Origin of the sequence: Streptomyces sp. DSM 15324, from assembly GCF_001514285.1 — a bacterium.
Lineage (GTDB): Bacteria > Actinomycetota > Actinomycetes > Streptomycetales > Streptomycetaceae > Streptomyces.
In genome coordinates this window covers 220591-242707 of the sequence record NZ_KQ949035.1, presented here as the reverse complement: position 1 = coordinate 242707, position 22117 = coordinate 220591, and the positions used below count along the sequence as shown (strand labels likewise).

At 72.8% G+C, this 22117-nt stretch carries 23 protein-coding genes; 12 read left to right on the top strand and 11 right to left on the bottom strand.

All coding sequences use genetic code 11. The features are described from left to right. Window positions 1-757: 757 nt before the first annotated feature. From AQJ58_RS33805 to xylB, 5 genes are all read right to left on the bottom strand, one after another. A complete protein-coding gene (locus tag AQJ58_RS33805; RefSeq protein ID WP_067257067.1) occupies window positions 758-2281 on the bottom strand; it encodes an acetaldehyde dehydrogenase ExaC in 1524 nt (507 codons plus the stop codon). A 55-nt stretch (window positions 2282-2336) separates the two neighbouring features. Next, complete coding sequence (locus AQJ58_RS33800) at window positions 2337-3641, bottom strand: GAF domain-containing protein (protein WP_067257065.1); 1305 nt, start codon at window positions 3639-3641, stop codon at window positions 2337-2339. 130 nt (window positions 3642-3771) lie between these two features. Next, window positions 3772-4371 carry an N-acetylmuramoyl-L-alanine amidase gene (locus AQJ58_RS33795; RefSeq protein WP_067257064.1) on the bottom strand — a complete coding sequence of 200 codons (600 nt, stop codon included), beginning with the start codon at window positions 4369-4371 and terminating at the stop codon, window positions 3772-3774. Window positions 4372-4533: 162 nt separating this feature from the next. Next, on the bottom strand, window positions 4534-5745 hold the full coding sequence (locus tag AQJ58_RS33790) for an ROK family transcriptional regulator (protein ID WP_067257062.1): 1212 nt from the start codon (window positions 5743-5745) through the stop codon (window positions 4534-4536). 127 nt (window positions 5746-5872) lie between these two features. Next, a complete protein-coding gene (xylB, locus tag AQJ58_RS33785; protein WP_067257060.1) occupies window positions 5873-7318 on the bottom strand; it encodes a xylulokinase in 1446 nt (481 codons plus the stop codon). Between the two features lie 151 nt (window positions 7319-7469). Between xylB and xylA the strand changes: the two genes are divergently transcribed. The 3 genes from xylA (at window position 7470) to AQJ58_RS33770 (ending at window position 9484) form a co-directional block, all read left to right on the top strand. Next, window positions 7470-8636 (top strand): xylose isomerase, encoded by a 1167-nt coding sequence (gene xylA / locus AQJ58_RS33780; RefSeq protein ID WP_067257059.1) that lies wholly within the window; start codon window positions 7470-7472, stop codon window positions 8634-8636. Between the two features lie 118 nt (window positions 8637-8754). After that, window positions 8755-9150 carry a hypothetical protein gene (locus tag AQJ58_RS41835; protein ID WP_079079394.1) on the top strand — a complete coding sequence of 132 codons (396 nt, stop codon included), beginning with the start codon at window positions 8755-8757 and terminating at the stop codon, window positions 9148-9150. Window positions 9151-9301: 151 nt separating this feature from the next. After that, the gene (locus AQJ58_RS33770) at window positions 9302-9484 is read left to right on the top strand and encodes a hypothetical protein (protein ID WP_067257057.1); all 183 of its coding nucleotides are present in this window, start codon (window positions 9302-9304) and stop codon (window positions 9482-9484) included. Window positions 9485-9567: 83 nt separating this feature from the next. Here AQJ58_RS33770 and AQJ58_RS33765 read toward each other — a convergent pair whose 3' ends face one another. Continuing rightward, window positions 9568-10440, bottom strand: a complete 873-nt coding sequence (locus tag AQJ58_RS33765) for a hypothetical protein (RefSeq protein WP_067257055.1) — start codon at window positions 10438-10440, stop codon at window positions 9568-9570. 134 nt (window positions 10441-10574) lie between these two features. Continuing rightward, complete coding sequence (locus tag AQJ58_RS33760) at window positions 10575-10910, bottom strand: hypothetical protein (protein WP_067257052.1); 336 nt, start codon at window positions 10908-10910, stop codon at window positions 10575-10577. Between the two features lie 105 nt (window positions 10911-11015). Between AQJ58_RS33760 and AQJ58_RS33755 the strand changes: the two genes are divergently transcribed. Beyond that, a complete protein-coding gene (locus tag AQJ58_RS33755; protein WP_067257050.1) occupies window positions 11016-11915 on the top strand; it encodes an oxygenase MpaB family protein in 900 nt (299 codons plus the stop codon). On the opposite strand, the gene AQJ58_RS33750 is transcribed toward AQJ58_RS33755, so the two are convergent. Further along, entirely contained in the window at window positions 11901-12425 is a 525-nt protein-coding gene (locus tag AQJ58_RS33750) for a PadR family transcriptional regulator (protein WP_067257048.1), read from the bottom strand. The genes AQJ58_RS33755 and AQJ58_RS33750 overlap by 15 nt on opposite strands. Window positions 12426-12530: 105 nt before the next feature. Here AQJ58_RS33750 and AQJ58_RS33745 point away from each other — a divergent pair, with 105 nt between their 5' ends. Beyond that, window positions 12531-13289, top strand: a complete 759-nt coding sequence (locus tag AQJ58_RS33745) for an alpha/beta fold hydrolase (RefSeq protein ID WP_067257158.1) — start codon at window positions 12531-12533, stop codon at window positions 13287-13289. 4 nt (window positions 13290-13293) lie between these two features. On the opposite strand, the gene AQJ58_RS33740 is transcribed toward AQJ58_RS33745, so the two are convergent. Next, complete coding sequence (locus AQJ58_RS33740; protein ID WP_067257156.1) at window positions 13294-13893, bottom strand: class I SAM-dependent methyltransferase; 600 nt, start codon at window positions 13891-13893, stop codon at window positions 13294-13296. Window positions 13894-14045: 152 nt separating this feature from the next. Between AQJ58_RS33740 and AQJ58_RS33735 the strand changes: the two genes are divergently transcribed. The 5 genes from AQJ58_RS33735 to AQJ58_RS33715 all read left to right on the top strand — a co-directional run bounded on the left by AQJ58_RS33735 (window position 14046) and on the right by AQJ58_RS33715 (window position 19210). Further along, window positions 14046-14840 carry an MHYT domain-containing protein gene (locus tag AQJ58_RS33735; RefSeq protein ID WP_067257047.1) on the top strand — a complete coding sequence of 265 codons (795 nt, stop codon included), beginning with the start codon at window positions 14046-14048 and terminating at the stop codon, window positions 14838-14840. 109 nt (window positions 14841-14949) lie between these two features. Continuing rightward, window positions 14950-17502, top strand: coding sequence for a sensor histidine kinase (locus AQJ58_RS33730; RefSeq protein ID WP_067257045.1), 2553 nt, complete (start codon window positions 14950-14952; stop codon window positions 17500-17502). Further along, window positions 17499-17936 carry a roadblock/LC7 domain-containing protein gene (locus AQJ58_RS33725; protein WP_067257037.1) on the top strand — a complete coding sequence of 146 codons (438 nt, stop codon included), beginning with the start codon at window positions 17499-17501 and terminating at the stop codon, window positions 17934-17936. The genes AQJ58_RS33730 and AQJ58_RS33725 overlap by 4 nt, the downstream gene beginning before the upstream one ends. Before the next feature lie 22 nt (window positions 17937-17958). Continuing rightward, the gene (locus tag AQJ58_RS33720) at window positions 17959-18369 is read left to right on the top strand and encodes a DUF742 domain-containing protein (protein WP_067257035.1); all 411 of its coding nucleotides are present in this window, start codon (window positions 17959-17961) and stop codon (window positions 18367-18369) included. 235 nt (window positions 18370-18604) lie between these two features. Continuing rightward, window positions 18605-19210 (top strand): GTP-binding protein, encoded by a 606-nt coding sequence (locus AQJ58_RS33715; RefSeq protein ID WP_067257033.1) that lies wholly within the window; start codon window positions 18605-18607, stop codon window positions 19208-19210. Window positions 19211-19220: 10 nt separating this feature from the next. Here AQJ58_RS33715 and AQJ58_RS33710 read toward each other — a convergent pair whose 3' ends face one another. Continuing rightward, window positions 19221-19649, bottom strand: a complete 429-nt coding sequence (locus tag AQJ58_RS33710; protein WP_067257032.1) for a PPOX class F420-dependent oxidoreductase — start codon at window positions 19647-19649, stop codon at window positions 19221-19223. Window positions 19650-19768: 119 nt separating this feature from the next. On the opposite strand from AQJ58_RS33710, the gene AQJ58_RS33705 reads away from it, so the two are divergent. Both AQJ58_RS33705 and AQJ58_RS33700 read left to right on the top strand, forming a co-directional pair. Next, complete coding sequence (locus AQJ58_RS33705; RefSeq protein WP_067257031.1) at window positions 19769-20182, top strand: roadblock/LC7 domain-containing protein; 414 nt, start codon at window positions 19769-19771, stop codon at window positions 20180-20182. A 127-nt stretch (window positions 20183-20309) separates the two neighbouring features. Further along, window positions 20310-21206: a DUF6397 family protein gene (locus AQJ58_RS33700; RefSeq protein WP_067257030.1), complete on the top strand. Its 897-nt coding sequence runs from the start codon at window positions 20310-20312 to the stop codon at window positions 21204-21206. Window positions 21207-21219: 13 nt separating this feature from the next. Here AQJ58_RS33700 and AQJ58_RS33695 read toward each other — a convergent pair whose 3' ends face one another. Continuing rightward, window positions 21220-22086: an acyl-CoA thioesterase gene (locus AQJ58_RS33695; RefSeq protein ID WP_067257028.1), complete on the bottom strand. Its 867-nt coding sequence runs from the start codon at window positions 22084-22086 to the stop codon at window positions 21220-21222. Window positions 22087-22117 lie beyond the last annotated feature (31 nt).

Genomic DNA, 22117 nt, shown 5'->3' with positions numbered 1-22117 from the left:
AGTACGCAGACGGCCCTGGTGCCGCCTCACGGGGGCAGGGCAACGCCAGGGCCGATCTACGGATCACCGTAGCGCTGAAGTGCTGGTCAGGGGCGGCGAAGCGGCAAGCCGGGCTCTTCGTATGAGGCGGGGACTTCGGGGCGTACGACACGAGGTCGGGCACCGGCCTGTCGGTGGGCTGGGCGACGACGATGACCCGGCCGTCGTGCAGGCGGGCGGCGAGCGCCTCGTACGGACCGTCCGGCACCGCCTGCCGGTATGGCACCGTGCCCGGCCGCCGGGTGAGTCCGGCGATCAGCCGGACGAGCCGGGCCTTGGGCGGACGGGCGCCCGTTCGCCCGGGTCGACGACGAGATGACCGACGCCGATCGGGACGGGGTATCCACCCACCACCCCGCTGCTCGCCGACTTCGGCCCCAAGGAGCCCGTCCACCTGCCGCAGTTCATCCACTTCGCCGAACTCACTGGCATGCACCACCCTGAAGCTCTCCGCCTGGCGGCTGGAGACCCGCCGCCGGTACGCCTCCGGCGAGGAGACAGACACCTGCGCGCAGCTCCTCGCCGAGGGCCGCGTCAACTGGGACTGCATATGGCACAACGTGGGCGCGGGCACGGAGGTCGGGGTCTGATCCGTGACTGGTCCGGAAGCACTGGCAGGAACTGGGAGTTATGACGTGCGTCGGTCCTTGCTCTGGGCCAGCCGAGAGGAAGGCGCCTGGCAGGCAAAAGCTCAGGTCAGGCGCCTCTTTTCGTGCCTCTAGAAGAAGCCCAGCTTCCTCGGGGAGTACGACACCAGCAGGTTCTTCGTCTGCTGGTAGTGCTCCAGCATCATCTTGTGCGTCTCGCGGCCGATCCCCGACTGCTTGTACCCGCCGAAGGCGGCATGCGCCGGGTAGGCGTGGTAGCAGTTCGTCCAGACGCGGCCCGCCTGGATCGCCCGGCCCGCGCGGTACGCCGTGTTCATGTCGCGGGTCCAGACACCCGCTCCGAGGCCGTAGGGGGTGTCGTTGGCGATCTTGATGGCGTCGTCGAAGTCGTCGAAGGAGGCCACCGAGACGACCGGTCCGAAGATCTCCTCCTGGAAGACACGCATCCGGTTGTCGCCCTCGAAGATCGTCGGCTGGACGTAGTAGCCGCCCTTCAGCTCGCCGTCATGCTCGGCGCGCTCACCGCCGGTGAGCACCTTGGCGCCCTCCTGCCTGCCGATGTCGATGTAGGACAGGATCTTCGACAGCTGCTCGCTGGAGGCCTGCGCGCCGATCATCGTGTCGGTGTCGAGCGGGTTGCCGGGCTTGATCAGCTCGGTGCGGGCGACGGCCGCCTGGAGGAAGTCGCCGTAGTTCCCGCGCTGGATCAGACCGCGCGACGGACAGGTGCACACCTCGCCCTGGTTCAGCGCGAACATGGTGAACCCTTCGAGGGCCTTGTCGCGCAGGTCGTCGTCCTTGTCCCACACGTCGTCGAAGAAGATGTTCGGCGACTTGCCGCCCAGTTCCAGCGTGACGGGCTTCAGGTTCTCCGCGGCGTACTGCATGATCAGCCGGCCCGTGGAGGTCTCGCCCGTGAACGCCACCTTCGCCACCCGGGGGCTGGACGCGAGCGGCTTGCCCGCCTCCGGGCCGAAGCCGTTGACGATGTTCACCACGCCCGGCGGCAGCAGGTCCGCGATCAGGCTCATCCAGTAGTGCAGGGAGACCGGCGTCTGCTCGGCCGGCTTGATGACCACCGCGTTGCCCGCCGCGAGCGCCGGCGCCAGCTTCCACGAGGCCATCAGGATCGGGAAGTTCCACGGGATGATCTGCGCGACGACCCCGAGGGGCTCGTGGAAGTGGTACGCCACCGTGTCGTCGTCGATCTCGCTGAGCGAGCCCTCCTGCGCGCGCACCGCCCCCGCGAAGTAGCGGAAGTGGTCGATGGCCAGCGGGATGTCCGCCGCGAGCGTCTCCCGGACCGGCTTGCCGTTCTCCCAGGTCTCCGCGACCGCGAGAGGCTCGAGGTAGGCCTCCATGCGGTCCGCGATCTTCAGCAGGATGTCCGAGCGCTCGGTCGCCGACGTACGCCCCCACCCCGGCGCCGCCGCGTGTGCCGCGTCGAGCGCCCGCTCCACGTCCTCCGCCGTGCCGCGCGCCACCTCGGTGAAGGGCTGCCCGTTGACGGGGGACGGGTTCTCGAAGTACTGCCCGCGGGCCGGCGGCACGTACTCCCCGCCGATGAAGTGGTCGTAGCGCGCCTGGTAGGAGACGATCGCGCCCTCGGTGCCGGGCGCCGCGTAACGGGTCATGGGGGTGTGCCTCCCTCAGCAGGGCCGCCCGCCGTTGGACGGCTCTGCCCGGAGGCTAGGGACCCGGACGTTGCAGCGACGTTGCGGTGATCCCCGCGGCTGCCGGCCCGGGCCGGGGCCAGCCGTCCGGCGCGCTCAGTTCCGCCTCCAGCGCCGCCAGCCGCGCCCGAGTCGCCGCCGTCGGACGGGCCGCCGCCAGCGCCCGCCAGACGTCCAGGTCGTCCTCACCCCACGGCGCGTGCGCCCAGTCCGCCAGGAGGTCGGGATCACGGCCGGCGATCAGCGCGGCACGCAGCCCGTCGGCGAGACGCTGCCGCAGCCGTACGACCGCCGGGGCCTGCGACGCCGGCAGCAGCGGCCCGGAATACCCCGCCGCGGCGGCCGTCAACGCCCCCGAGGCCAGGCGCCGTTCGACGATCGCCACGTCCGACTCCAGGGGAACCGTGAGCCGGTAGGGGCGCGAGGCCAGCAGCCCGGGCCCCAGCACCCCGCGCAGCCGGGCGAGTTCCGCCCGCAGGGTCACCGGCGTCACCGTCTCGTCCTCGTACAGCGCGCACAGCAGCTCGTCGCCGGTCAGACCCTCCGGATGACGGGCCAGCAGCACCAGGATCTCGCTGTGCCGGCGGCTGAGCCGCACACTGCGGCCACCGGTGACCAGCCGCGCCTCGTCCCGGCCGAGCACGGACAGCTCGGGTACGTCGAGCTGCGGCGACTCGGGCACGAGCAGGGCGAGCTGGGACTCCGCGGCCCGCGCGACCGCCTGGACGAAGCCCAGGCTGTGCGGATGGGCCAGACCGTCCCCGCCGGTGATGTCCACCGCCCCCAGCACCCGTCCGGTCCGCGGATCGTGCACCGGCGCGGCCGCGCACGTCCACGGCTGCACCCGCCGGATGAAGTGCTCGGCGGCGAACACCTGCACCGGCCGGTCCAGGGCGACCGCCGTGCCCGGTGCGTTCGTCCCGACGGCGCTCTCCGACCACCGCGCACCCGGCACGAAGTTCATCGTCCCGGCCCGCTTGCGCGTCGCCGCGTGGCCCTCGACCCACAACAGCCTGCCGTGCGCGTCGCACACCGCGAGGAGATGCTCGCCGTCGGCGGCGAAGGTACCCATGAGCTCCCGGAACAGCGGCATCACCCGCGCCAGCGGATGCTCGGACCGGTAGCTGCCGAGAGCGCCGTCGGTCAGCTCCACACTCGCGGTGCCGTCGGGACCGACCCCCGCCCGCGCCGACCGCCGCCACGAATCGGCCACCACCGACCGCACCGGTCGGGCGACAGTGCCCGCCTCGGTGAACGTCTGGTACGCCCGGCGCAGGATCCGTGCCCGCTCGGCTGCATCGGCCCCTGGTTCCAGGGCCACCCATGAGTCGCTCGACAACTCGCCCTCCCGGGGGACGACACGGCGGGACGTCCACTGGGGACATCGCTGGGACATCGGCTGGGGACATCGTCACCCCGGGTGTGCGGAGCGACAACCACTTGAACGTGGATCAGACGCCGTTGACGAGTCTCAGGTAGCGCGCCCAGTCCCAGTTCGGGCCGGGATCGGTGTGGTCCGTGCCCGGCACCTCGTAGTGGCCGATGATGTGCGCACGGTCCCGGGGGATGCCGTACCGCTCGCAGACCGACGCGGTGAGCCGGGCGGACCGCTCGTAGAGCGCGTCGGTGAAAGAGGCGGGCCGGTCCACCCAACCCTCGTGCTCGATGCCGACGCTGCGGGTGTTGACCTCCCAGTTCCCCGCGTGCCAGGCGATGTCGGACTCCCGTACGCACTGCGCCACATGCCCGTCGGCGGAGCGCACGACGTAGTGCGCCGACACCCTCTTCCTCGGGTTCTGGAAGACGGCCAGGGTCTTCGCGAAATCGGTCTGGGTGACGTGGATGACGACCCGGTCGACCGGATGGGACGCGGGGCGGTCGGCCGCCGTGTAGTTGGCCGCGGTCGCCGGTCGCCATGCGGCGGGCCGGTAGTCGACGGCCTGGGTCTGCGCACCGGCCGGCGGGTCCGGGAGCAGGGTGTACGGGACGGCCGCGAGCAGGGCACCCCGCAGCAGCCGCCGCCGGGTGGGAAGAGACACGTGTGGGGTCATGGCTGGGCTCTCCGTTCCGCGGAGGCCGACGGCTGTGCCCCGCGTCGCTCACACTACGGCGACCACCGGCCGGGCCGTGGGACGTCGGGCGGTTCGGTGGACAGCCGGCCACATGGGGACAACTCGCTCACCCGAACAGGGAATTCCGGTCGCGCGTCGAGGTCAGGAGCCGTCCTTCGCCACCGCCGCCGGGTCGTCGAGCACGGCCCGGACCACGGAGTGCGCCGCCCCCAGCAACGGCCCTTCGGGGCCCAGCCGGGAGACGGACACCGGGCGGGCGGGGCCTGCCGTCCGCCGGGCGAGTTCGGACTCCAGCGACGGCAGCAGCCACGGCGCGAGCCCGGCGAGCGCGCCGCCGAGCACGACGCTCTCGGGGTCCAGCAGATTCAGCGCACCGGTCAAGGCGATACCGAGGGCCGTGCCCGCCTCGTGCAGGGCGCGCCGCACTTCGGCATCGCCGTCCGCCGCCCGGCCCGCGAGGAGGCCGACCCGGTCGCCCCCCGGCTCCAGCCCGGCCGCGCGCAGTACCGCCTCCTCGCCGGCGTACTGCTCCAGACACCCGCGGCCGCCGCAGCCGCACCGCGGCCCGTCGGGGTGGACCGGCACATGCCCCAGCTCGCCCGCGAAGCCGCGGGTGCCGCGCAACAGGCGGCCGTCCACGACGACCGCGGCGCCGATGCCGATCTCCGCCGACACGTGCAGGAAGTTCTGCGGGGTCTGCTCGCCGAGCCAGAGTTCGGCAAGTCCGCCGAAGTTGGCCTCGTTGTCCACCGTCAGCGGCCAGTCGGCGGGCAGCAGGGCACCGAGGTCGGTGTCGTGCCAGCCGAGGTTCGGGGCGCGGACGACCGTCCGGGCATCGCGGGCGATCAGGCCCGGGACGGCCACCGCGAGCCCGGCCGGCCACAGCCCCGCGCCCTCCGCCTGCGCGACGGCCTCGCGCAGCAGATCGGCGAGTTCGCCGATCACCGGCTCGGGGGAACGGCCCCGGTTCGTCCCGTGCCGCACGGCACGCGCGCGTACCTCGCCCCGCAGATCGACGACGCACACCGCGAGATGATCGACGCCCACCTCGGCGCCCAGCCCGGCCGGGCCGCGCCCGCTGACCGCCAGCGCCGACCCGGGCCGGCCCACCCGGCCGGGCCGCTCCGGGCCGAGTTCCTCCAGCAGGCCGGTGCGTATCAGCTCGTCGACGAGGGTCGACACCGCCGCACGGGTCAGTCCGATGCGGGAGGCGACCGCCGCCCGGGACAGCGGCCCGTCCGCGCTCACGGTGTGCATCACCCGCGCCAGGTTGCGGCGGCGCATGCCCTGCTGGGTGTCGGGCAGCGCGCGCCCCGGGCCGGTGCCGCGGGCCTCGTGCAGCGGTGCGGTCATGCCTCCATCGATTCGTTGACTCGTAGCTTTTCTTAGATCCGGGTTGATCCGTTGATCCGTTGACACTGCCGGTTCGTGGCTTGCCGGATCTCCTCGGTCCGTCGTCGGCGCGTGGGCGCGCCGACGCTCAGCCGGCGGGCGTGCCCCGCTCCAGCAGCGGAGCCGCGTCGGAGAGTACCCCGGCGATCCTGGTCAGCGTCGCGTCGTCCCGCTCCACGGCGTCGAGGACCGGCCCGCGCGCGGTGTTCCAGCGGCGGGCGACGGCGGCCGGGTCCTCCCCGGTCAGCAGCCCGGCCGCCTGCGCCGCCGCGCCCAGCGCGACCAGTTCCTTGGCCTCCGGGATCTGCACCGGCCGCCCCGACAGCCGCCGTACGGTCTGCTGCCAGGCCGCGCCCCGCGCGCCGCCGCCGATCAGCAGCAGCGGAGCCGACGGGTCCGCGTCCTCGTCGAGGACCAGGTCCAGCGCGCCCAGCAGCGAGTGCACGGCCCCGTCGTAGGCGGCCTGCAGCAGCTGCCCGGCCGTCGTGTCGTGGCGCAGGCCGTGCAGCAGACCCGAGGCGTTCGGCAGGTTCGGGGTGCGCTCGCCGTCCAGATAGGGCAGCAGCGTGAGGCCGACGGCGGGCTCCACGGCCTCCCGGTCCAGGCCCAGCAGGGCCGCGAGCCGGTCCACGGCGAGGGTGCAGTTCAGGGTGCAGGCCAGCGGCAGCCAGTCGCCGTGCGCGTCCGCGAAGCCCGCCACCGTGCCGGTCGGGTCGGCCGGCCGCCGCTTCGACACCGCGTACACCGTGCCGGACGTGCCGAGGCTCAGCACCGGCGTGCCCGGACGCAGCCCGAGGCCCAGAGCGGCCGCCGCGTTGTCGCCGGTGCCCGCGGCGACGAGGGTGCCCTTGGCGAACGGCAGGTCGTGAGTGTCGCGCACGGTGCCCGCGATCTCACCGGGCCGCACCACGCGGGGCAGCAGCGCGGGATCGAGCCCCACGCGCGCGAGGATCTCCTCGTCGTACCCTTCCGTCGCCGACGCCCACCAGCCGGTGCCGGAGGCGTCGCCGCGGTCGGTCGTGCCCTCGCCGGTGAGACGTCCGGTCAGGTAGTCGTGCGGGAGCCGTACCGCCTTCGTGGCGCGCAGCGCCTCCGGCTCGTTCTCGGCGAGCCACGCCCACTTCGTGACCGTGAAGGACGCGGCCGGGACGGATCCGGTGCGCTCCGCCCAGAACTTCGCCCCGCCCAGTTCCTCGGTCAGCCGTCGGGCCTGGGGGGCCGACCGCACGTCGTTCCACAGCAGTGCGGGCCGCACCGGCTCGCCGTTCGCGTCCAGCGTCACCAGGCCGTGCTGCTGCCCGCCGATCGACACCGCGGCGGCCTCACGTGCCGGCTCACCGCACTGGCGCAGCGCCTCGTGCAGCGCGTCCCACCACTGACGCGGGTCGCTCTCCCGGCCGGCCCCGGCGGAGACCGTGTGCGGCGCCTGGCCGCCGGCGACGATCTCGCCGGTGCCCGCGTCGACGACCAGCACCTTCGTGGACTGGGTGGACGAGTCCACCCCGACGACGAGCGGACCCTCGGCTGCTGACATCGGGTTCTCCCTCAAGTTTTTCCGCGGCTCCGTGGGATCTGTCTTCCCAGAGATGCGTTGGCATACTAATTTGTAAACGGCCATGACGAAATAGTTCGCCACCGACCGCCACAGACCCGCACGACCATCTGCACACCAAGGAGCAGCGGCAATGAGCTACCAGCCCACCCCTGACGACAGGTTCACCTTCGGCCTGTGGACCGTCGGCTGGCAGGGAAGGGACCCGTTCGGCGACGCCACGCGGCGTGCCCTCGACCCGGTCGAGACGGTGACCCGCCTGGCCGAGCTGGGCGCCTACGGCGTGACCTTCCACGACGACGACCTGATCCCGTTCGGCTCGTCCGACAGCGAGCGCGAGGAGCACATCAAGCGCTTCCGCCAGGCGCTGGACACCACCGGCATGACCGTGCCGATGGCCACCACCAACCTCTTCACCCACCCCGTCTTCAAGGACGGCGCGTTCACCGCGAACGACCGAGACGTGCGCCGGTACGCCCTGCGCAAGACGATCCGCAACATCGATCTGGCCGCCGAGCTCGGCGCGAAGATCTACGTCGCCTGGGGCGGCCGCGAGGGCGCCGAGTCCGGTGCCGCCAAGGACGTGCGCGTCGCCCTCGACCGCATGAAGGAGGCGTTCGACCTCCTCGGCGAGTACGTCACCTCCCAGGGCTACGACCTGCGCTTCGCCCTCGAGCCCAAGCCGAACGAGCCGCGCGGCGACATCCTCCTGCCCACCGTCGGACACGCGCTCGCGTTCATCGACCGCCTGGAGCGCCCGGAGCTGTACGGCGTCAACCCGGAGGTCGGCCACGAGCAGATGGCAGGCCTGAACTTCCCGCACGGCATCGCGCAGGCGCTGTGGGCGGGCAAGCTCTTCCACATCGACCTCAACGGCCAGTCCGGCATCAAGTACGACCAGGACCTGCGCTTCGGCGCCGGCGACCTGCGTTCCGCGTTCTGGCTGGTCGACCTGCTGGAGAGCGCCGGCTACGCGGGCCCGAAGCACTTCGACTTCAAGCCGCCGCGCACCGAGGACCTCGACGGCGTGTGGGCCTCGGCCGCGGGCTGCATGCGCAACTACCTGATCCTCAAGGAGCGCGCGGCCGCGTTCCGCGCCGACCCGGAGGTCCAGGAGGCCCTGCGCGCCTCCCGCCTCGACGAGCTGGCTCAGGCGACCGCCGCCGACGGCCTGCAGGGCCTGCTCGCCGACCGCACCGCGTTCGAGGACTTCGACGCCGACGCGGCCGCCGCCCGCGGCATGGCCTTCGAGCGCCTCGACCAGCTCGCGATGGACCACCTGCTGGGCGCCCGCGGCTGACCCGCCCCGGCCCGACCTCCGCACGGAATACGCCGGAATCATGCGCTCCACGGCATGACCCGGTATCAACTTCCGCGCGGAGGTCGTTCCCGGTCCCGTTCGCGGGGACGCTGGTCGTATGGCCACGCCACCCGTACCGCCCCATCCGCCCCATCCGCCCGGTCCGCCGGGCGACGACACGCCGCCGCACGGCGGCTTCGGACCGCCCGCCCCCGGCTACGGTCCCGGCGGCCCGAGGCGGCGCCGCAACCCGCTCATCGCGCTCCTCGTCCTGCTCGTCGCCGCCGTCGCCGTGTTCGTCGTCGTCCTGATGGCCTCGTCCGGGGACGACGATCGGGACGACAAGCCGACCGGCGGGACCGCCACCGCGCCCGCTCCCTCGATCACCCTTCCCACGGGACTGCCCAGCACGCTGCCGAGCGGACTGCCGTCCCGGCTCCCGAGCACCCTTCCGACGGAGCTGCCGAGCGACCTGGACTCACTGCTGCCGTCCCTGACGGCGCTGCTGCCCTGAGCGCCGTCTCGGCCCTGGCCCGCACGCGTGGTTCTCAGGGCTGCCTCGGGGTGGAGCTCAGGGACGTTTCAGGGTCGCTTCCGGAACCGCGCGTGGCGCGGAGCCGTTTTCATGACAGAGAGCGGCAGGGGCCGCGAAGGAGGCGACGCACATGTCGAGGAACGCGAAAATCGCCGCAGGAGGTGTGGCGGTCGGGATTCTGCTGTTGATCTGGCTGCCCTGGTGGGCAGCTGTGCTGATCGTGCTGGGAGTTCCGGCGGCGGCCTACCTCACCCTGGATCCCGCACAGCGGCGCAGGCTGCGCCGCGTCACCCGCAAGGAACTCGGCCGCTGAGCAAGCCGCGGTGGGCGCGCGTCCCGGAGGGACGGGCGGGGGTGATACCCCGCACAGCGCCTCACCGCGGCCCTCGTACCGACTCAGTAAGGGCGTACGGCCATCTTGTCCAGCGCCTCCAGGAGCCCCGGCAGTTCTGGTCCCCGGCCGACCGGAAGGACCTCGCCGGGCCGCGCGTCCAGCAGGAGGAACGCGATGTCGTCGGTCCTGGCCACGAGCGACCAGCCCGGACCGTCGGCGCGCAGCGTGCGCGCCTCGCCGGGCGCGAACGACGACCGTACCCGCCCCGGCGGCGGCGGATTCTCCACATAGGCGCGAGCCTCGGCCAGCACCCGCCGGATGTCGCTGTGTCCCGTCGGCGGTGTCTGTCCGGCCTCGGTCCCGTCCGCGTCCCCGTCGGTGCCGCCGCCCGTCTCGACGTCGTCCACGCCGTCCACCCCGGTCTCCGTGGTGAAGTCCGCGTCGTCCAGCTGATCCCGCCACAGGGTCCACTGGACCCCGATCTCATCGGCCCCCAGCCGCCGCCGGGCCGGCCCCCACACGGACGTGTCCGGCGGGGTCAGCGTGGGGGCGTCGGTGATCTCCGGGGCGGGATCGTGCGGTGCGGGCACCCCGGGCGCCGCGACGGCGACGTCCAGGGGCCAGCCCGGCAGCGCCGCGACCACCGTCCGCTCGTCGGGCGACAGCTCGTGCTCCATGCCGCAGTCCCACGACGCGATGGCGACCGCCACGAGCGACACGTCGTCGATGACGACTGTCCACCGCGCACCCTCGCCGTCCTGGCCCAGCACCAGGCCGTACCCGTCTGCCAGCGGCGCGAGACCGAGCGCCGCACAGGCCTCCGGGTAGTCGTCCCCGAGCACCGCCGGGAACTTCGCGGGCGTCAGCAGCGCCGCCGTGAGCACATAGAGCGCGTCGTCCGCGGCGGCGACGGTGTCCTCGTCCGTCCCGGCCATCCCAGCCTCCCCATCCATTGGTCCAACGGCGCGCACCCTAATGCGGCGGGAAGGCGCTTGTCACGACTGCCCGGCACACCCGGAGCTGCCGTTTTCCGACGTGACGGGGCGAAACGGCCACCCTTCTCGGTCGGTCACGCGGCCGGCAGCCCCAGCAGCGCCCGTGCCACGGTCCCCGGCGACTCGTCGCGCTCCCGCGCGAGGGCGACGACGGCGCGGCAGGCGAGTTCGTTGACCCCGAAGGACAGCGCCTCCGGCGACACCCAGCCCGCCGCCTCCTCGATCCTGTCCTGATCGTCCTCCGCGCGGGCGGAGACGTACACGGCGGCCGCCTCGAACAGATTGTGCGGGCGCTTCGCGGCGGCGGAGCCCTTCCCGGCGGCGGGCCGAGACCCGCCCGGGCCGTCGGGCGACGGTGTGCTCCGCGCGCCGAAGAGCCTCGCACCGGCCTTGCGGATCGTGTCGAACATGGTGAAGCCCTTCCCCGATACGGTGGTACACCTTGCCAGGGTGCTTTTCATCTCCCTTTACCCAAGCTGGAGTTAGAGTCACGGCGACAGAGAGGGAACCCTACGGTGAAGCGATTCGAGCGGCTCGAACAGATCCGGCGCATGGACCCCTACCGGGACGCCCACGAGATCTACCGACTCACCGCGGCGTACGAGTTCCCCTGGGACTTCACCCGCGCACTCGAACTCGCCCTCTACCGCACCTACGCGGTGCCGAGCATCGGCCGGCTGCTGGCCGAGACGGCGGAGCTCACCGACCGCTCCCAGAAGCGCTACGACGACACCTCCCTGCTCCTCGACGCGGTCGTCGAGCACGGCTTCGACAGCGCGCGGGGCCGCACGGCGGTGCGCCGCATCAACCAGATGCACCGCGGCTACGACATCGGAAACGACGACCTGCGATATGTGCTCTGCACGTTCGTCGTCATGCCGAAACGGTGGACCGACGCCTACGGATGGCGGCGGATGTCCCGCCACGAGACCGTGGCCTCCACCGTCCACTACCGCACGCTCGGCCGCCTCATGGGGATCCGGCGCATCCCCGAGACGTACGAGGAGTTCGAGGACTGCCTCGACGCCTACGAACTGGCCCACTTCGCCTGGGACGAGCAGGCGCGCCGCGTCTCGGACGCCACGCTCGACCTGATGGCCTCCTGGTACCCGCGGCCGCTCGCCCCCGCCCTGCGCACCGCCACCCTCGCCCTGCTCGACGAGCCGCTCCTGACGGCCTTCCGCTACCGCCCGCCGAGCCCTGCGGTCCGCACGCTGGTGCGCAGGGCCGTACGCGCGCGTGGACGCGTGGTGCGGCTGCTCCCGCCCCGCCGCGAGCCCCACTACGCCCGGCAGAACCGGGAGATCAAGAGCTATCCGGACGGCTACCGCCTGGAGGACCTCGGCACCCGCCCGGTGCCCGGTCTGCGCGGCTGCCCGGTACGGCATGCCGGGGGCGAGTCAGCCGCCCAGTGAGTCCAGGGTTTCGCGCAGCCAGCTGATCTCGGCCCGGGACGTGGCCCGTGCGACGGTCAGCACACCACGCCGGAACGGGTCGTCGAGCTCTTCGGCGCGCAGGGGCCGCTCACCGTCGTAGAAGAAGCTCGTCGGCTCTTGGAGGAAGTCCAGGCGGCGACGGAGCACGGCGGCCTGCGCGCCGGGATCCTCCAGGTGCCGCAGGAACGTGAGGACCGTGAACCAGCGGTTCTCGTCGGTGATGTCGCGCTCGCCCGGCTCGGCCAGTCTCCGGCGCAGTTCGCTCCGGCCCTCGTCGGTGAGGCTCAGGACGTGGCGCGGGGCGGCCACGGCGCCCGGTTCGGTGGCGCGGGCCAGGAATCCCGGCCTTTCCAGGCGCTTGATCGCCGGATAGAGGGTGCTCTCCGCCACCGGGCGCACATGTCCCGTCAGCGCAGTGAGGCGTTTGCGCAGCTCGTAGCCGTGCAGCGGGGTGTCGTACAGGAAGCCGAGGATGGCGAGCTCCAGCATGCCCGCATCTTATAGCTCATTGACGTAATATTTCGTTGACGTAATACCTCGGTGCCGATGTATCGTCTCCTCGGACGTGACAGCCGGATGCGCGAGGGGGAAGAGATGCGGCAGGCCGTGTTCGACGACCGGGGGAGCGCCATCAGGTGGACGGAGACGCCGGGGGAGGAACCCGCGCGCGTGTACGTACACGGACTGGGGTCGGTCTCCGCCGTCTACCACGCGCACGTGGCGGCCAGGCCCGCACTGGCCGGCCGGCGCAGCCTGTTCGTCGATCTTCCCGGGCACGGCATCAGCGACCGGCCCGAAGCGTTCGGGTACACCCTTGAGGACCACGCCGACGCCCTGGCGGCCGCCCTCGACTCGGCGCGGGTGAGCGGGGCGGAACTCGTCGCCCACAGCATGGGCGGCGCCGTGGCCATCGTCCTGGCGTACCGCCGGCCCGACCTGGTCGCCCGGCTCGTCCTCACGGAGGCGAACCTGGACGCGTACCCGCCGCTCACCGCCGGCAGCGCCGACATCGCCTCCTTCTCCGAGGAGGAGTTCCTCGACCACGGGTACGCGCGTGTGCTCGACCGGGTGGGTCCCCTGTGGGCCGCGACCATGCGTCTCGCCGATCCGCGCGCCCTGTACCGCAGCGCCGTCGCGCTGCGGCGCGGTTCACAGCCGGTCATGCGCGAGATCCTGGCCGGGCTCCACACTGTCGACCGCGTCTACCTCCAGGGCGAACGCAGCGGTGTGCTCGACGGGGCGGACGCCCTGGAGGAGGCGGGCGTGCGCGTCGTGACGGTGCCGGGCGCCGGACACAACGTCATGTTCGACGCCGCGGACGCGTTCGTCGGGGCGGTCGCCGCGGCCGCATGAGCCCTCAGCCCTCCCGGACGGCCACGGCCAGGAATCGGGTGTCCTCGTCGACGTACGAGGTCAGGCGCCAGCCGGAACCGGCCAGCAGGGGGCGCAGGTTCGGCTCCGCGCGCAGATCCTGCGGAGTGAGCTGCCTTCCCTGGCGGGCGGCCAGGGCGGCTCGTCCGATCGGATGGAACAGCGCCAGGACGCCGCCGGGGCGCACCACCCGGGCCAGCTCCCGCAGGTTCTCGGCCGGCCGTGGGAGATGGGCGATGAGCCCCGCCGCGAACACCGCGTCGAGCGACTCGTCCCGCAGAGGGAGCGCGGCGACGTCGGTGAGCAGCAGTCGCCCCGCGTGGTCGCGTCCGGCCCGTACGGCGGCCTGGAGCATGGCCGGAGTCAGGTCGGCCCCGACTACCACTCCCGAGGCCCCCACGGCCGCCCGCAGCGGCGTGAGGGCCCGCCCGGTGCCGCAGCCCGCGTCCAGCACGCGGCTGCCCTCCCGCAGGCCCAGCTCGGCGACGGCTGCCGCGTAGACGGGGCCGTCGTCGGGGAAGCGGGTGTCCCAGTCCGCCGCCCGCGCGCCGAAGAACTCCTGGACTTGTGTGTGGTCGTCGCTCATGGACCGCATGATCCCTCACCGTCAGGGGGGACGTCGCTGTGCGCATGTTCGAGCGTGCGGCGATCGGTACAGCACACTTATGCGTCACATTCCATCACCTTTCGAAATGCGCCCCCTTTGTGCACCCGTGCCCCCACTAGCGTCCCCTGGCCATGGGACACCTGGACCACGCCGCCTTCGGCTGGCTGACCCCCGTACTGTCGTACGTGATGGCGTGCACAGGCGCCGCCCTCGGGCTGCGCTGCACCGTGCGCGCCCTCGGCGCCACCGGGCGCTCACGGCGCAACTGGCTGATCACCGCCGCCTCCGCGCTCGGCACCGGCATCTGGACCATGCACTTCGTGGCCATGCTCGGCTTCGCCGTCGGCGGCACCGACATCCGCTACGACGTGTGGCTGACCGTGCTCAGCCTCCTCGTCGCCATGGTCGTCGTCTGCGCCGGTGTGTTCGCCGTCGGCTACGGCCGTGACCGCACGCGCGCGTTGCTGATCGGCGGGCTCACCACCGGGGTGGGCGTGGCGAGCATGCACTACCTCGGCATGGCCGCGGTCCGCCTGCACGGTGACGTCTCCTACGACCCGACGCGCGTCGCCCTCTCCGTCCTGATCGCCGTCGTCGCCGCGACCGCGGCCCTGTGGGCGGCGCTCAACATCAAGTCCCCGATCGCGGTCACCGTCGCCTCACTGGTGATGGGCGCGGCGGTCAGCAGCATGCACTACACCGGCATGTTCGCGGTGCGCGTGCACGTCACACCCTCCGGGGAGGTGCTGCCCGGGGCCACGGCGATGCAGTTCATCTTCCCCCTCGCCGTCGGCCTCGGGTCCTATCTCTTCCTGACCTCGGCCTTCGTCGCGCTGTCGCCCACCACGGGCGAGCGTGAGGCGTCGGCCTCGGCTCAGCAGCCGCTGGAGAGCGGCGCCGTCCGCCGTCCGGCCCGGACCGTGTGACCGGCCCGGACCGCACGCCCCGAGCCGTGCGACACGCCCCGAGCAGTTCCGCACGCCCCGAGCCGTTCCGGACGGCTCGTCCCCCGCACTACTCCCGAGCGAGGAGGCCATGCGTACACCCCGTAGGACCCCCACCGCCGGCGCCGAGGCGCCGCCCCCGGTGCGCGGGCGGCGCGCCCACGCCGGGCCGCCCGCCGACGAGGGCCCGGACGAGCAGCCGGGCTCGCCGGACGGCGCGGCACCCCCGCGCGCGGGACGTCGGCGCCTGCGGCCGCGCACCGTACGGGCCAAGATCATTTGCCTGCTGATGGTGCCGGTCGTCTCCCTGCTGGCCCTGTGGGCGTACGCCACCGTCAGTACCGCCCAGGACATCTCCCGGCTCCGCCAGCTGCAGCGGGTGGACGCCCAGGTCCGTACGCCCGTCGCGGCGGCGGTGGCGGCCCTGCAGAACGAGCGGGCGGCCGCCGTGCGGTACGCGACCGAACCCGCCGCCGGGCAGGACGACGACCTCAGGCGACTCGCGGAGCACACGGACGCGGCCGTCGCCCGGCTCCGCCTGGGGGACCACAGCACCGTCGCCGACGGCCAGGAGCTGCCCGCCGGAGTCGCCCGGCGGCTGGAGACCTTCGTCTCCGGAGCCGAGGCGCTGAGTCCGCTGCGGACCGCCGTGCTCAACGGCGGCGCCGACTGGCGGGATGCCTACGACCGGTACACCGCCACCCTCTCGGCGGCCTTCCAGGTCGACGGCGCGCTCTCGGGCATCCAGGACGCGGAACTCGGCTCCGACGCGCGCGTGCTGCTCGAGTTCTCCCGTGCGGGCGAGGCGCTGGCCCAGGAGGACGCCGTCCTCGCGAGCGCCCGCCTGACCGGCCGCCTGGACGGCGAGCGCCTGCGGCTGTTCACCGGCGCCGTCGCCACCCGCCGTACCTTGGCCGAGTCGGCCGCCGCCGACCTGCGCGGCCCCGAACGCACCGCCTGGCAGCGCCTCGCAGCGGGCAGCGCCTACGCGGCGCTGGCCGCCACCGAGAACCGTGTGCTCACGGGCGGATCAAGGGCGAAAGCGCTTTCGGCCGCGTCGGGGGCCACCTGGAACAAGGCCCACGCGCGCGTGCGGGACGACCTGCGCGGCATCGAGTCGGCCGCCGCACGCGACGTCGCCGACCGCGCCGACCCGTTCACCCGGGGCGCGCTCACCCCCGCGGGCGCCGCGGTCCTCTTCGGTCTCGCCGCCGTCGTCGCGTCGCTCGTGATCTCCGTCCGCATCGGCCGCGGGCTCGTCGTGGAACTCGTCAGCCTGCGCAACAGCGCCCTGGAGATCGCCCGGCGCAAACTCCCCGAGGCCATGCGCCGGCTCCGCGCCGGGGACGAGATCGACATCCGCGCGGAGGCACCGCCCGGACCGGCCGCCGAGGACGAGACCGGCCAGGTCGCCGAGGCGCTGACCACCGTGCACCGGGCGGCGCTGCGGGCGGCGGTGGAGCGCGCCGAACTCGCCAGCGGCATCTCCGGCGTGTTCGTCAACCTCGCCCGCCGCAGTCAGGTCCTCGTCCACCGCCAGCTGAGCCTCCTGGACAGCATGGAGCGCCGCTCCGACGACCCCGACGAGCTGAGCGACCTCTTCCGGCTCGACCACCTCACCACCCGCATGCGGCGCCACGCCGAGAGCCTGATCATCCTCTCCGGAGCGGCCCCCGGCAGGGCCTGGCGCATGCCGGTCTCCCTGACCAACGTGGTCCGCGCCGCGGTCTCCGAGGTCGAGGACTACGCGCGCGTGGAGATACGGCAGCTGCCCGAGACCTCCGTCGTCGGCGCCGCCGTCGCCGACCTCACCCATCTCCTCGCCGAACTCGTGGAGAACGCCGCCCAGTTCTCGCCGCCGCACACGCGCGTGCGCGTGACGGGCGAGCCGGTCGGCAACGGCTACGCCGTCGAGGTGGAGGACCGCGGACTCGGCATGGGCAAGGAGACCCTCGCGGAGGCCAACCGGCGCATCGCGCAGTCCGAGGCGCTCGACCTGTTCGACAGCGACCGGCTCGGTCTGTTCGTCGTCAGCAGACTCTCCGCGCGCCACGGCGTCAAGGTGCATCTGCGGACCTCGCCCTACGGCGGCACCACCGCGGTGGTCCTCCTGCCGACGGCCCTCCTGCACGGCGGGAAGCCGGAACGTTCCGCCCCCGATGCCGTGGAGGCGGTGGAGCCGGCGGAGGCGGTGCAGGCCGAGTGGACCACGACACGCGCGTACGCGCGCGTACCCGCCCCCGAACGGTCGGCGCCCGAACCGGAGGCCGTTTCCGCGCCCGCCGAGCGACCCGCGCTGATCGCCCCGTCCCGCGCCGCAGCCGAACCGGCCTCCGCCGACCCCCCGCCCCCTGGAGTCACCGCCTTGCGTCTGCATCGCCCCCCTGACGACTCCGAGGGATCGGACGACCTGCCGCGCCGGGTCCGGCAGGCGCACCTCGCCCCCCAACTGCGCAGCTCGCGCCCCGAGGAACCGCCTCGCGAGAACCGCCGGCGCGACGACGGGCGCACCCCCGAACTCGTACGGGACCGCATGGCCGCCTACCGGGCCGGCTGGGCACGAGGCGGCGGCAGGCAACCCGGCCGGGGCGGAGCACCGCATCCCGCACCGGGCAGCGACAGCAGCGAAGGAGACCCCGCATGATCCACGACCCGACCCCGAGGCCGGCCCAGCGGTCCGGCGAACTCGACTGGCTGCTCGACGACTTGGTGACGAGAGTCAGCGAGGTACGGCATGCCGTGGTGCTGTCCAACGACGGCCTCGCCGTCGGCGCATCCACCGGCCTGAGCCGCGAGGACGCCGAACACCTCGCGGCCGTCGCCTCCGGCTTCCACAGCCTCGCCAAGGGCGCCGGACGCCACTTCGGCGCCGGCGGCGTCCGGCAGACCATGGTGGAGATGGACGACGGCTTCCTGTTCGTGGCCGCTGCCGGAGACGGCTCCTGCCTCGCCCTCCTCACCGCCGTCACCGCCGACATCGGCCTGGTCGCCTACGAGATGGCACGGCTGGTCAAGCGGGTCGGCGAGCACCTCTTCACCGGTCCCCGTGCGGGCGCGCGGCCGCCCGCCGCCGGATGAGGCGAGGAAGCGACCGGCCGACATGACCGAGGACAGGACCGGCGTCCCGCACGAGCCGGGGAGCCAGTGGTACGACAACGAGGCCGGACCCCTGGTACGCCCGTACGCCATGACGGGCGGCCGCACCAAGCCGGGCCCCTGCGGTGTGCGCTTCGACCTGATCGCCCTGGTCACCCTGGAACCGGGGACCCCCGACACGGACGACCAGGCCCTCGGACCCGAGCACCGGGCGCTCACCGACCTGTGCCGCGCGGAGACGCAGTCGGTCGCCGAACTCGCCGCGGGCGCCGACCTGCCCGTGGGGGTGGTCCGGGTCCTCCTCGGCGACCTCCTGGAGCTCGGCCGCGTCACCGTCAGCCTGCCGGTCCCGCCCGCCCGCCTGCCCGACGAGCGCATCCTCCGCGAGGTGATCGAGGGGCTGCGAGCCCTGTAGGCCGGGGGCCCGGCCACGGCGGACGCGGACCCGAGCCGACCCGGACGCAGAACGGACCCGGACGCAGAACGGACCCGCCTGGCACAGGCTCACGCACACCTTCGGACCGTGAACGCGCAGCGGACGGTCAGATCGGTCAGATTACGGTCGAACCCCTCGGAAGGGGGCCCACCTTGTCATGATGCTGACTTCGCACACCTGCACCGCATCCGTCCTCTCCCGAGAGAAGTGATCCATGGTCTCCGAGCACTCCGATGCCACAGGTGGCGAGACGGCCCCCCTGGCGTTGAAGATTCTGGTCGCAGGCGGCTTCGGCGTCGGCAAGACCACCCTGGTGGGCGCCGTCAGCGAGATCAGACCGCTGCGCACCGAGGAACTGCTCAGCGAAGCCGGCCAGTGGGTGGACGACACCGACGGAGTGGACCAGAAGGTCACCACGACCGTCGCCATGGACTTCGGCCGGATCACCATCCGCTCCGGCCTCTCCCTCTACCTCTTCGGAACCCCCGGCCAGGACCGCTTCTGGTTCCTGTGGGACGAGTTGTCACAAGGGGCGCTGGGCGCGGTCGTCCTGGCCGACACCCGGCGCCTCGAGGACTGCTTCCCCGCCGTCGACTACTTCGAGCACCGGCACATCCCCTTCGTCGTCGCCGTCAACTGCTTCACCGGCGCCCGGACCTACGGCGCCGCGGACGTCTCACGCGCCCTCGACCTCGACGGCGGCACCCCCGTCGTGCTGTGCGACGCACGGGACCGCGCCTCGGGGAAGGAGGTGCTGATCCGGCTCGTCGAGTACGCCGGGCGGATGCACACCGCTCGGCTGCTCGACTCGGTGAGCTGAGGGGCGCCGCTCAGTCGGCGACGGACCTCAGCGCCAGTACTTTGTCGATCGCGACGCGCACCAGCAGTTCACCGGGTGCGCCGTTGCGTGCGCCGAACTCCTCGGCACGCTCCTCGCCCATGTACCGGGCCCCGATGCGGGCCGCCCAGTACCGGACCTCGTCGAGCTCCTCCGAGATCCGGGCCCGGCCCTGGAGCACCACGAAGTCGAACGGCGGCCGGTCGTCGTCCGCGCACAGGGCGATCCGGCCGTCCCGCGCCAGGTTCCGCCCCTTCACCGTCTCCTTGCCGGTGGTGAACACCACGGCGTCCCCGTCGAGCAGGAACCACACCGGTGCCACATGCGGACTGCCGTCGGCCCGCACCGTGGACAGCTTTCCGGTGCGGGTGCCGTGCGAGACGAACGCCCGCCATTCCTCGTCGGTCATCTTCTGCGCCATGCCGTAATCCTCCTTGCTCCGGCGCCCGTTCCTGGGGAAGGCTGGCGGGCGTTTCCTCCGGCGAGGCGGAGGAACACGGGGGAATCTCACGGGGAAATGACACGCGGGGAGACGGAGACATGGCGCAGAACCAGGGGCTGGGCCGGCTGCTGGACGACCTGACCGAGCGCGTCGAACACGTCCGCCATGCGCTCGTCCTGTCCAACGACGGACTGGTGGCGGGCGCGAGCACCGGACTGCGCCGCGAGGACGCGGAGCACCTCGCCGCGGTCTCGTCCGGACTGCACAGCCTGGCCAAGGGCTCCGGACGCCACTTCGGCGCGGGCCAGGTACGCCAGACCATGATCGAGTTCGATGACGCGCTGCTCTTCGTCACCGCGGCCGGCTCCGGCAGCTGTCTGTGCGTGCTCAGCGGCGCGCAGGGCGACATGGGCCAGATCGCCTACGAGATGACGCTGCTCGTCAGCCGGGTCGGTGAGCACGTCACCGTGGACGCCCGCCAGCCCGACCGGGCGCCACTGGAAGATCTCTGACCTGCACTTTTCTTGGCCCCGTGGAGTTATCCACAGGCCCGCCGCAGATCCGCGGTTCCCGCTACGGTTTTTTCCGAGGCCACCGCGGACCGTGCGGGGCCGTCGTACTCCACGGGGGAGACCGGACATGTCCTCGAACACCGTCGCACCACAGCAGACCCCGTCGTGCTCCGCGAGCCGCGCGGCTCGGGAACTCGGCCTGAAGCGCGGCGAGTTCGACCTCGCCGTGCACCTGGGCCGGATCAGGACCGTCCCCGACGAAGGCGGAGGGGGCCGCCGGGTGGTGCCCCGCGCCGAAGTCGACCGGCTGCTCGGAACCACGAGGGAACTGCGCGAGCACGTGCGGGTCGTCGGCACCGGCGAGGCGGCCGCCCTCATGCGGGTACCGGCCTCCCGGTTCACCCGCCTCGCCCGGCTCGGACTCGTCGTGCCCGTGCGCTTCTACCTGAACCGCTATCGGGTCGTCGTCTGGCAGTACCTGGCCGTGGAACTGGAGCAGTTCACCGCCGACGAGCACAACGCCCGCCTGCTCAAGGGCCGCGCACCCGAGTCGATGCGGGCCCAGCTGGCGGCCGGCCGCGATCTCAGGGCCCGGAACTGGCGAGGCCGTCACCTGGGCTTCCTGTTGCGACAGTGCGACGATCCCTGGCAGAAGGCCGGAGCCCTGGCCGCGTTCCTCGACCCGCTCCGGATCGCGGAGATCGTCGAGGACCCCTACGAGCGCACCCACCTGAACCGGTTCCGGCCCGGACCGCCCGCCCACGGCGCTCCGGGCAGCCCGGCCGCACTCCTCGTCGAGAAGATCGCCACGGCCGACGACCCGGACGAGATCGCCTGGCTCCGGGCCGACCTGGACCGCACCCTGGACGAAGCCCGAGCCCACCGGCCCGCGCCCCGCCCGCAATGCTCTGGCCCTGCACAGGAACGAAGGCCCCCGCTCCCCACGGCAGCACCCGGGACGCCACCGCGCCCCCGACGCGCGCCTCGGGGCCTGCTGAGCCTCCTGCGCCGCAGGAACTCCTGACAGGGCGGGCGCGCTACAGCTTGCGGAACAGACCTTCCTGCACGACCGACACCAACAGACGCCCCTGAAGGTCGTAGATCCGCCCGCGGGCCAGGCCGCGCCCCCCCGTGGCGATCGGTGACTCCTGGTCGTACAGGAACCACTCGTCCGCGCGGAACGGCCGGTGGAACCACATCGCGTGATCCAGCGACGCCATGTCGAAGTTCCGCTGCCCCCACAGAGGTTCCACCGGCAGCCGGACGGCGTCCAGGAGCGTCATGTCGCTGGCGTACGTCAGCGCGCAGGTGTGCACCAGCGGATCGTCGCCCAGCGGACCGACCGCGCGCATCCACACCGCGCTGCGCGGCTCGGCGTCCCTGACGTCCTCGGCGCTCCAGCGCAGCCGGTCCGCGTACCGGATGTCGAAGGGCTGACGGCGGGCCATCCGCTCCAACTGCTCGGGCAGCGAGCCCAGATGCTGCCGGATCTCCTCCGTGACCGTCGGCAGCGACTCCGGGTCCGGGACCTCACGGGCCGGCGGCAGCTGGTGCTCGAAGGGGCCTTCCTCAGGCTTGTGAAAGGAGGCGGTGAGATTGAAGATCGTGCGGCCCTGCTGCACGGCGGTGACCCGGCGCGTGGTGAACGACCGCCCGTCCCGCACCCGCTCGACCTGGTACACGATCGGCACGCCCGGCCGCCCGGGGCGCAGGAAGTACGCGTGCAGCGAATGCACCGGCCGGTCGCCGTCGGTGGTCCGGCCGGCCGCGACCAGCGCCTGGCCCGCCACCTGCCCGCCGAAGACCCGCTGCAGGGACTCCTGCGGACTGCGGCCGCGGAAGATGTTGACCTCGATCTGCTCCAGGTCGAGCAGATCGACGAGCCTCTCGGCAGGGTTCGTCATCGGTGCACTTCTCCTGTGCCTCGCGCTGATC

Bases quoted from the DNA above. Each gene is read 5' to 3' on its own strand.
- AQJ58_RS33805 (WP_067257067.1), bottom strand. From the start codon at position 2,281: ATGACCCGTTACGCGGCGCCCGGCACCGAGGGCGCGATCGTCTCCTAC.
- AQJ58_RS33795 (WP_067257064.1), bottom strand. From the start codon at position 4,371: ATGACCCCACACGTGTCTCTTCCCACCCGGCGGCGGCTGCTGCGGGGT.
- AQJ58_RS33790 (WP_067257062.1), bottom strand. From the start codon at position 5,745: ATGACCGCACCGCTGCACGAGGCCCGCGGCACCGGCCCGGGGCGCGCG.
- xylB (WP_067257060.1), bottom strand. From the start codon at position 7,318: ATGTCAGCAGCCGAGGGTCCGCTCGTCGTCGGGGTGGACTCGTCCACC.
- xylA (WP_067257059.1), top strand. From the start codon at position 7,470: ATGAGCTACCAGCCCACCCCTGACGACAGGTTCACCTTCGGCCTGTGG.
- AQJ58_RS41835 (WP_079079394.1), top strand. From the start codon at position 8,755: ATGGCCACGCCACCCGTACCGCCCCATCCGCCCCATCCGCCCGGTCCG.
- AQJ58_RS33770 (WP_067257057.1), top strand. From the start codon at position 9,302: ATGTCGAGGAACGCGAAAATCGCCGCAGGAGGTGTGGCGGTCGGGATT.
- AQJ58_RS33765 (WP_067257055.1), bottom strand. From the start codon at position 10,440: ATGGCCGGGACGGACGAGGACACCGTCGCCGCCGCGGACGACGCGCTC.
- AQJ58_RS33760 (WP_067257052.1), bottom strand. From the start codon at position 10,910: ATGTTCGACACGATCCGCAAGGCCGGTGCGAGGCTCTTCGGCGCGCGG.
- AQJ58_RS33750 (WP_067257048.1), bottom strand. From the start codon at position 12,425: ATGCTGGAGCTCGCCATCCTCGGCTTCCTGTACGACACCCCGCTGCAC.
- AQJ58_RS33745 (WP_067257158.1), top strand. From the start codon at position 12,531: ATGCGGCAGGCCGTGTTCGACGACCGGGGGAGCGCCATCAGGTGGACG.
- AQJ58_RS33740 (WP_067257156.1), bottom strand. From the start codon at position 13,893: ATGAGCGACGACCACACACAAGTCCAGGAGTTCTTCGGCGCGCGGGCG.
- AQJ58_RS33735 (WP_067257047.1), top strand. From the start codon at position 14,046: ATGGGACACCTGGACCACGCCGCCTTCGGCTGGCTGACCCCCGTACTG.
- AQJ58_RS33730 (WP_067257045.1), top strand. From the start codon at position 14,950: ATGCGTACACCCCGTAGGACCCCCACCGCCGGCGCCGAGGCGCCGCCC.
- AQJ58_RS33725 (WP_067257037.1), top strand. From the start codon at position 17,499: ATGATCCACGACCCGACCCCGAGGCCGGCCCAGCGGTCCGGCGAACTC.
- AQJ58_RS33720 (WP_067257035.1), top strand. From the start codon at position 17,959: ATGACCGAGGACAGGACCGGCGTCCCGCACGAGCCGGGGAGCCAGTGG.
- AQJ58_RS33715 (WP_067257033.1), top strand. From the start codon at position 18,605: ATGGTCTCCGAGCACTCCGATGCCACAGGTGGCGAGACGGCCCCCCTG.
- AQJ58_RS33710 (WP_067257032.1), bottom strand. From the start codon at position 19,649: ATGGCGCAGAAGATGACCGACGAGGAATGGCGGGCGTTCGTCTCGCAC.
- AQJ58_RS33705 (WP_067257031.1), top strand. From the start codon at position 19,769: ATGGCGCAGAACCAGGGGCTGGGCCGGCTGCTGGACGACCTGACCGAG.
- AQJ58_RS33700 (WP_067257030.1), top strand. From the start codon at position 20,310: ATGTCCTCGAACACCGTCGCACCACAGCAGACCCCGTCGTGCTCCGCG.
- AQJ58_RS33695 (WP_067257028.1), bottom strand. From the start codon at position 22,086: ATGACGAACCCTGCCGAGAGGCTCGTCGATCTGCTCGACCTGGAGCAG.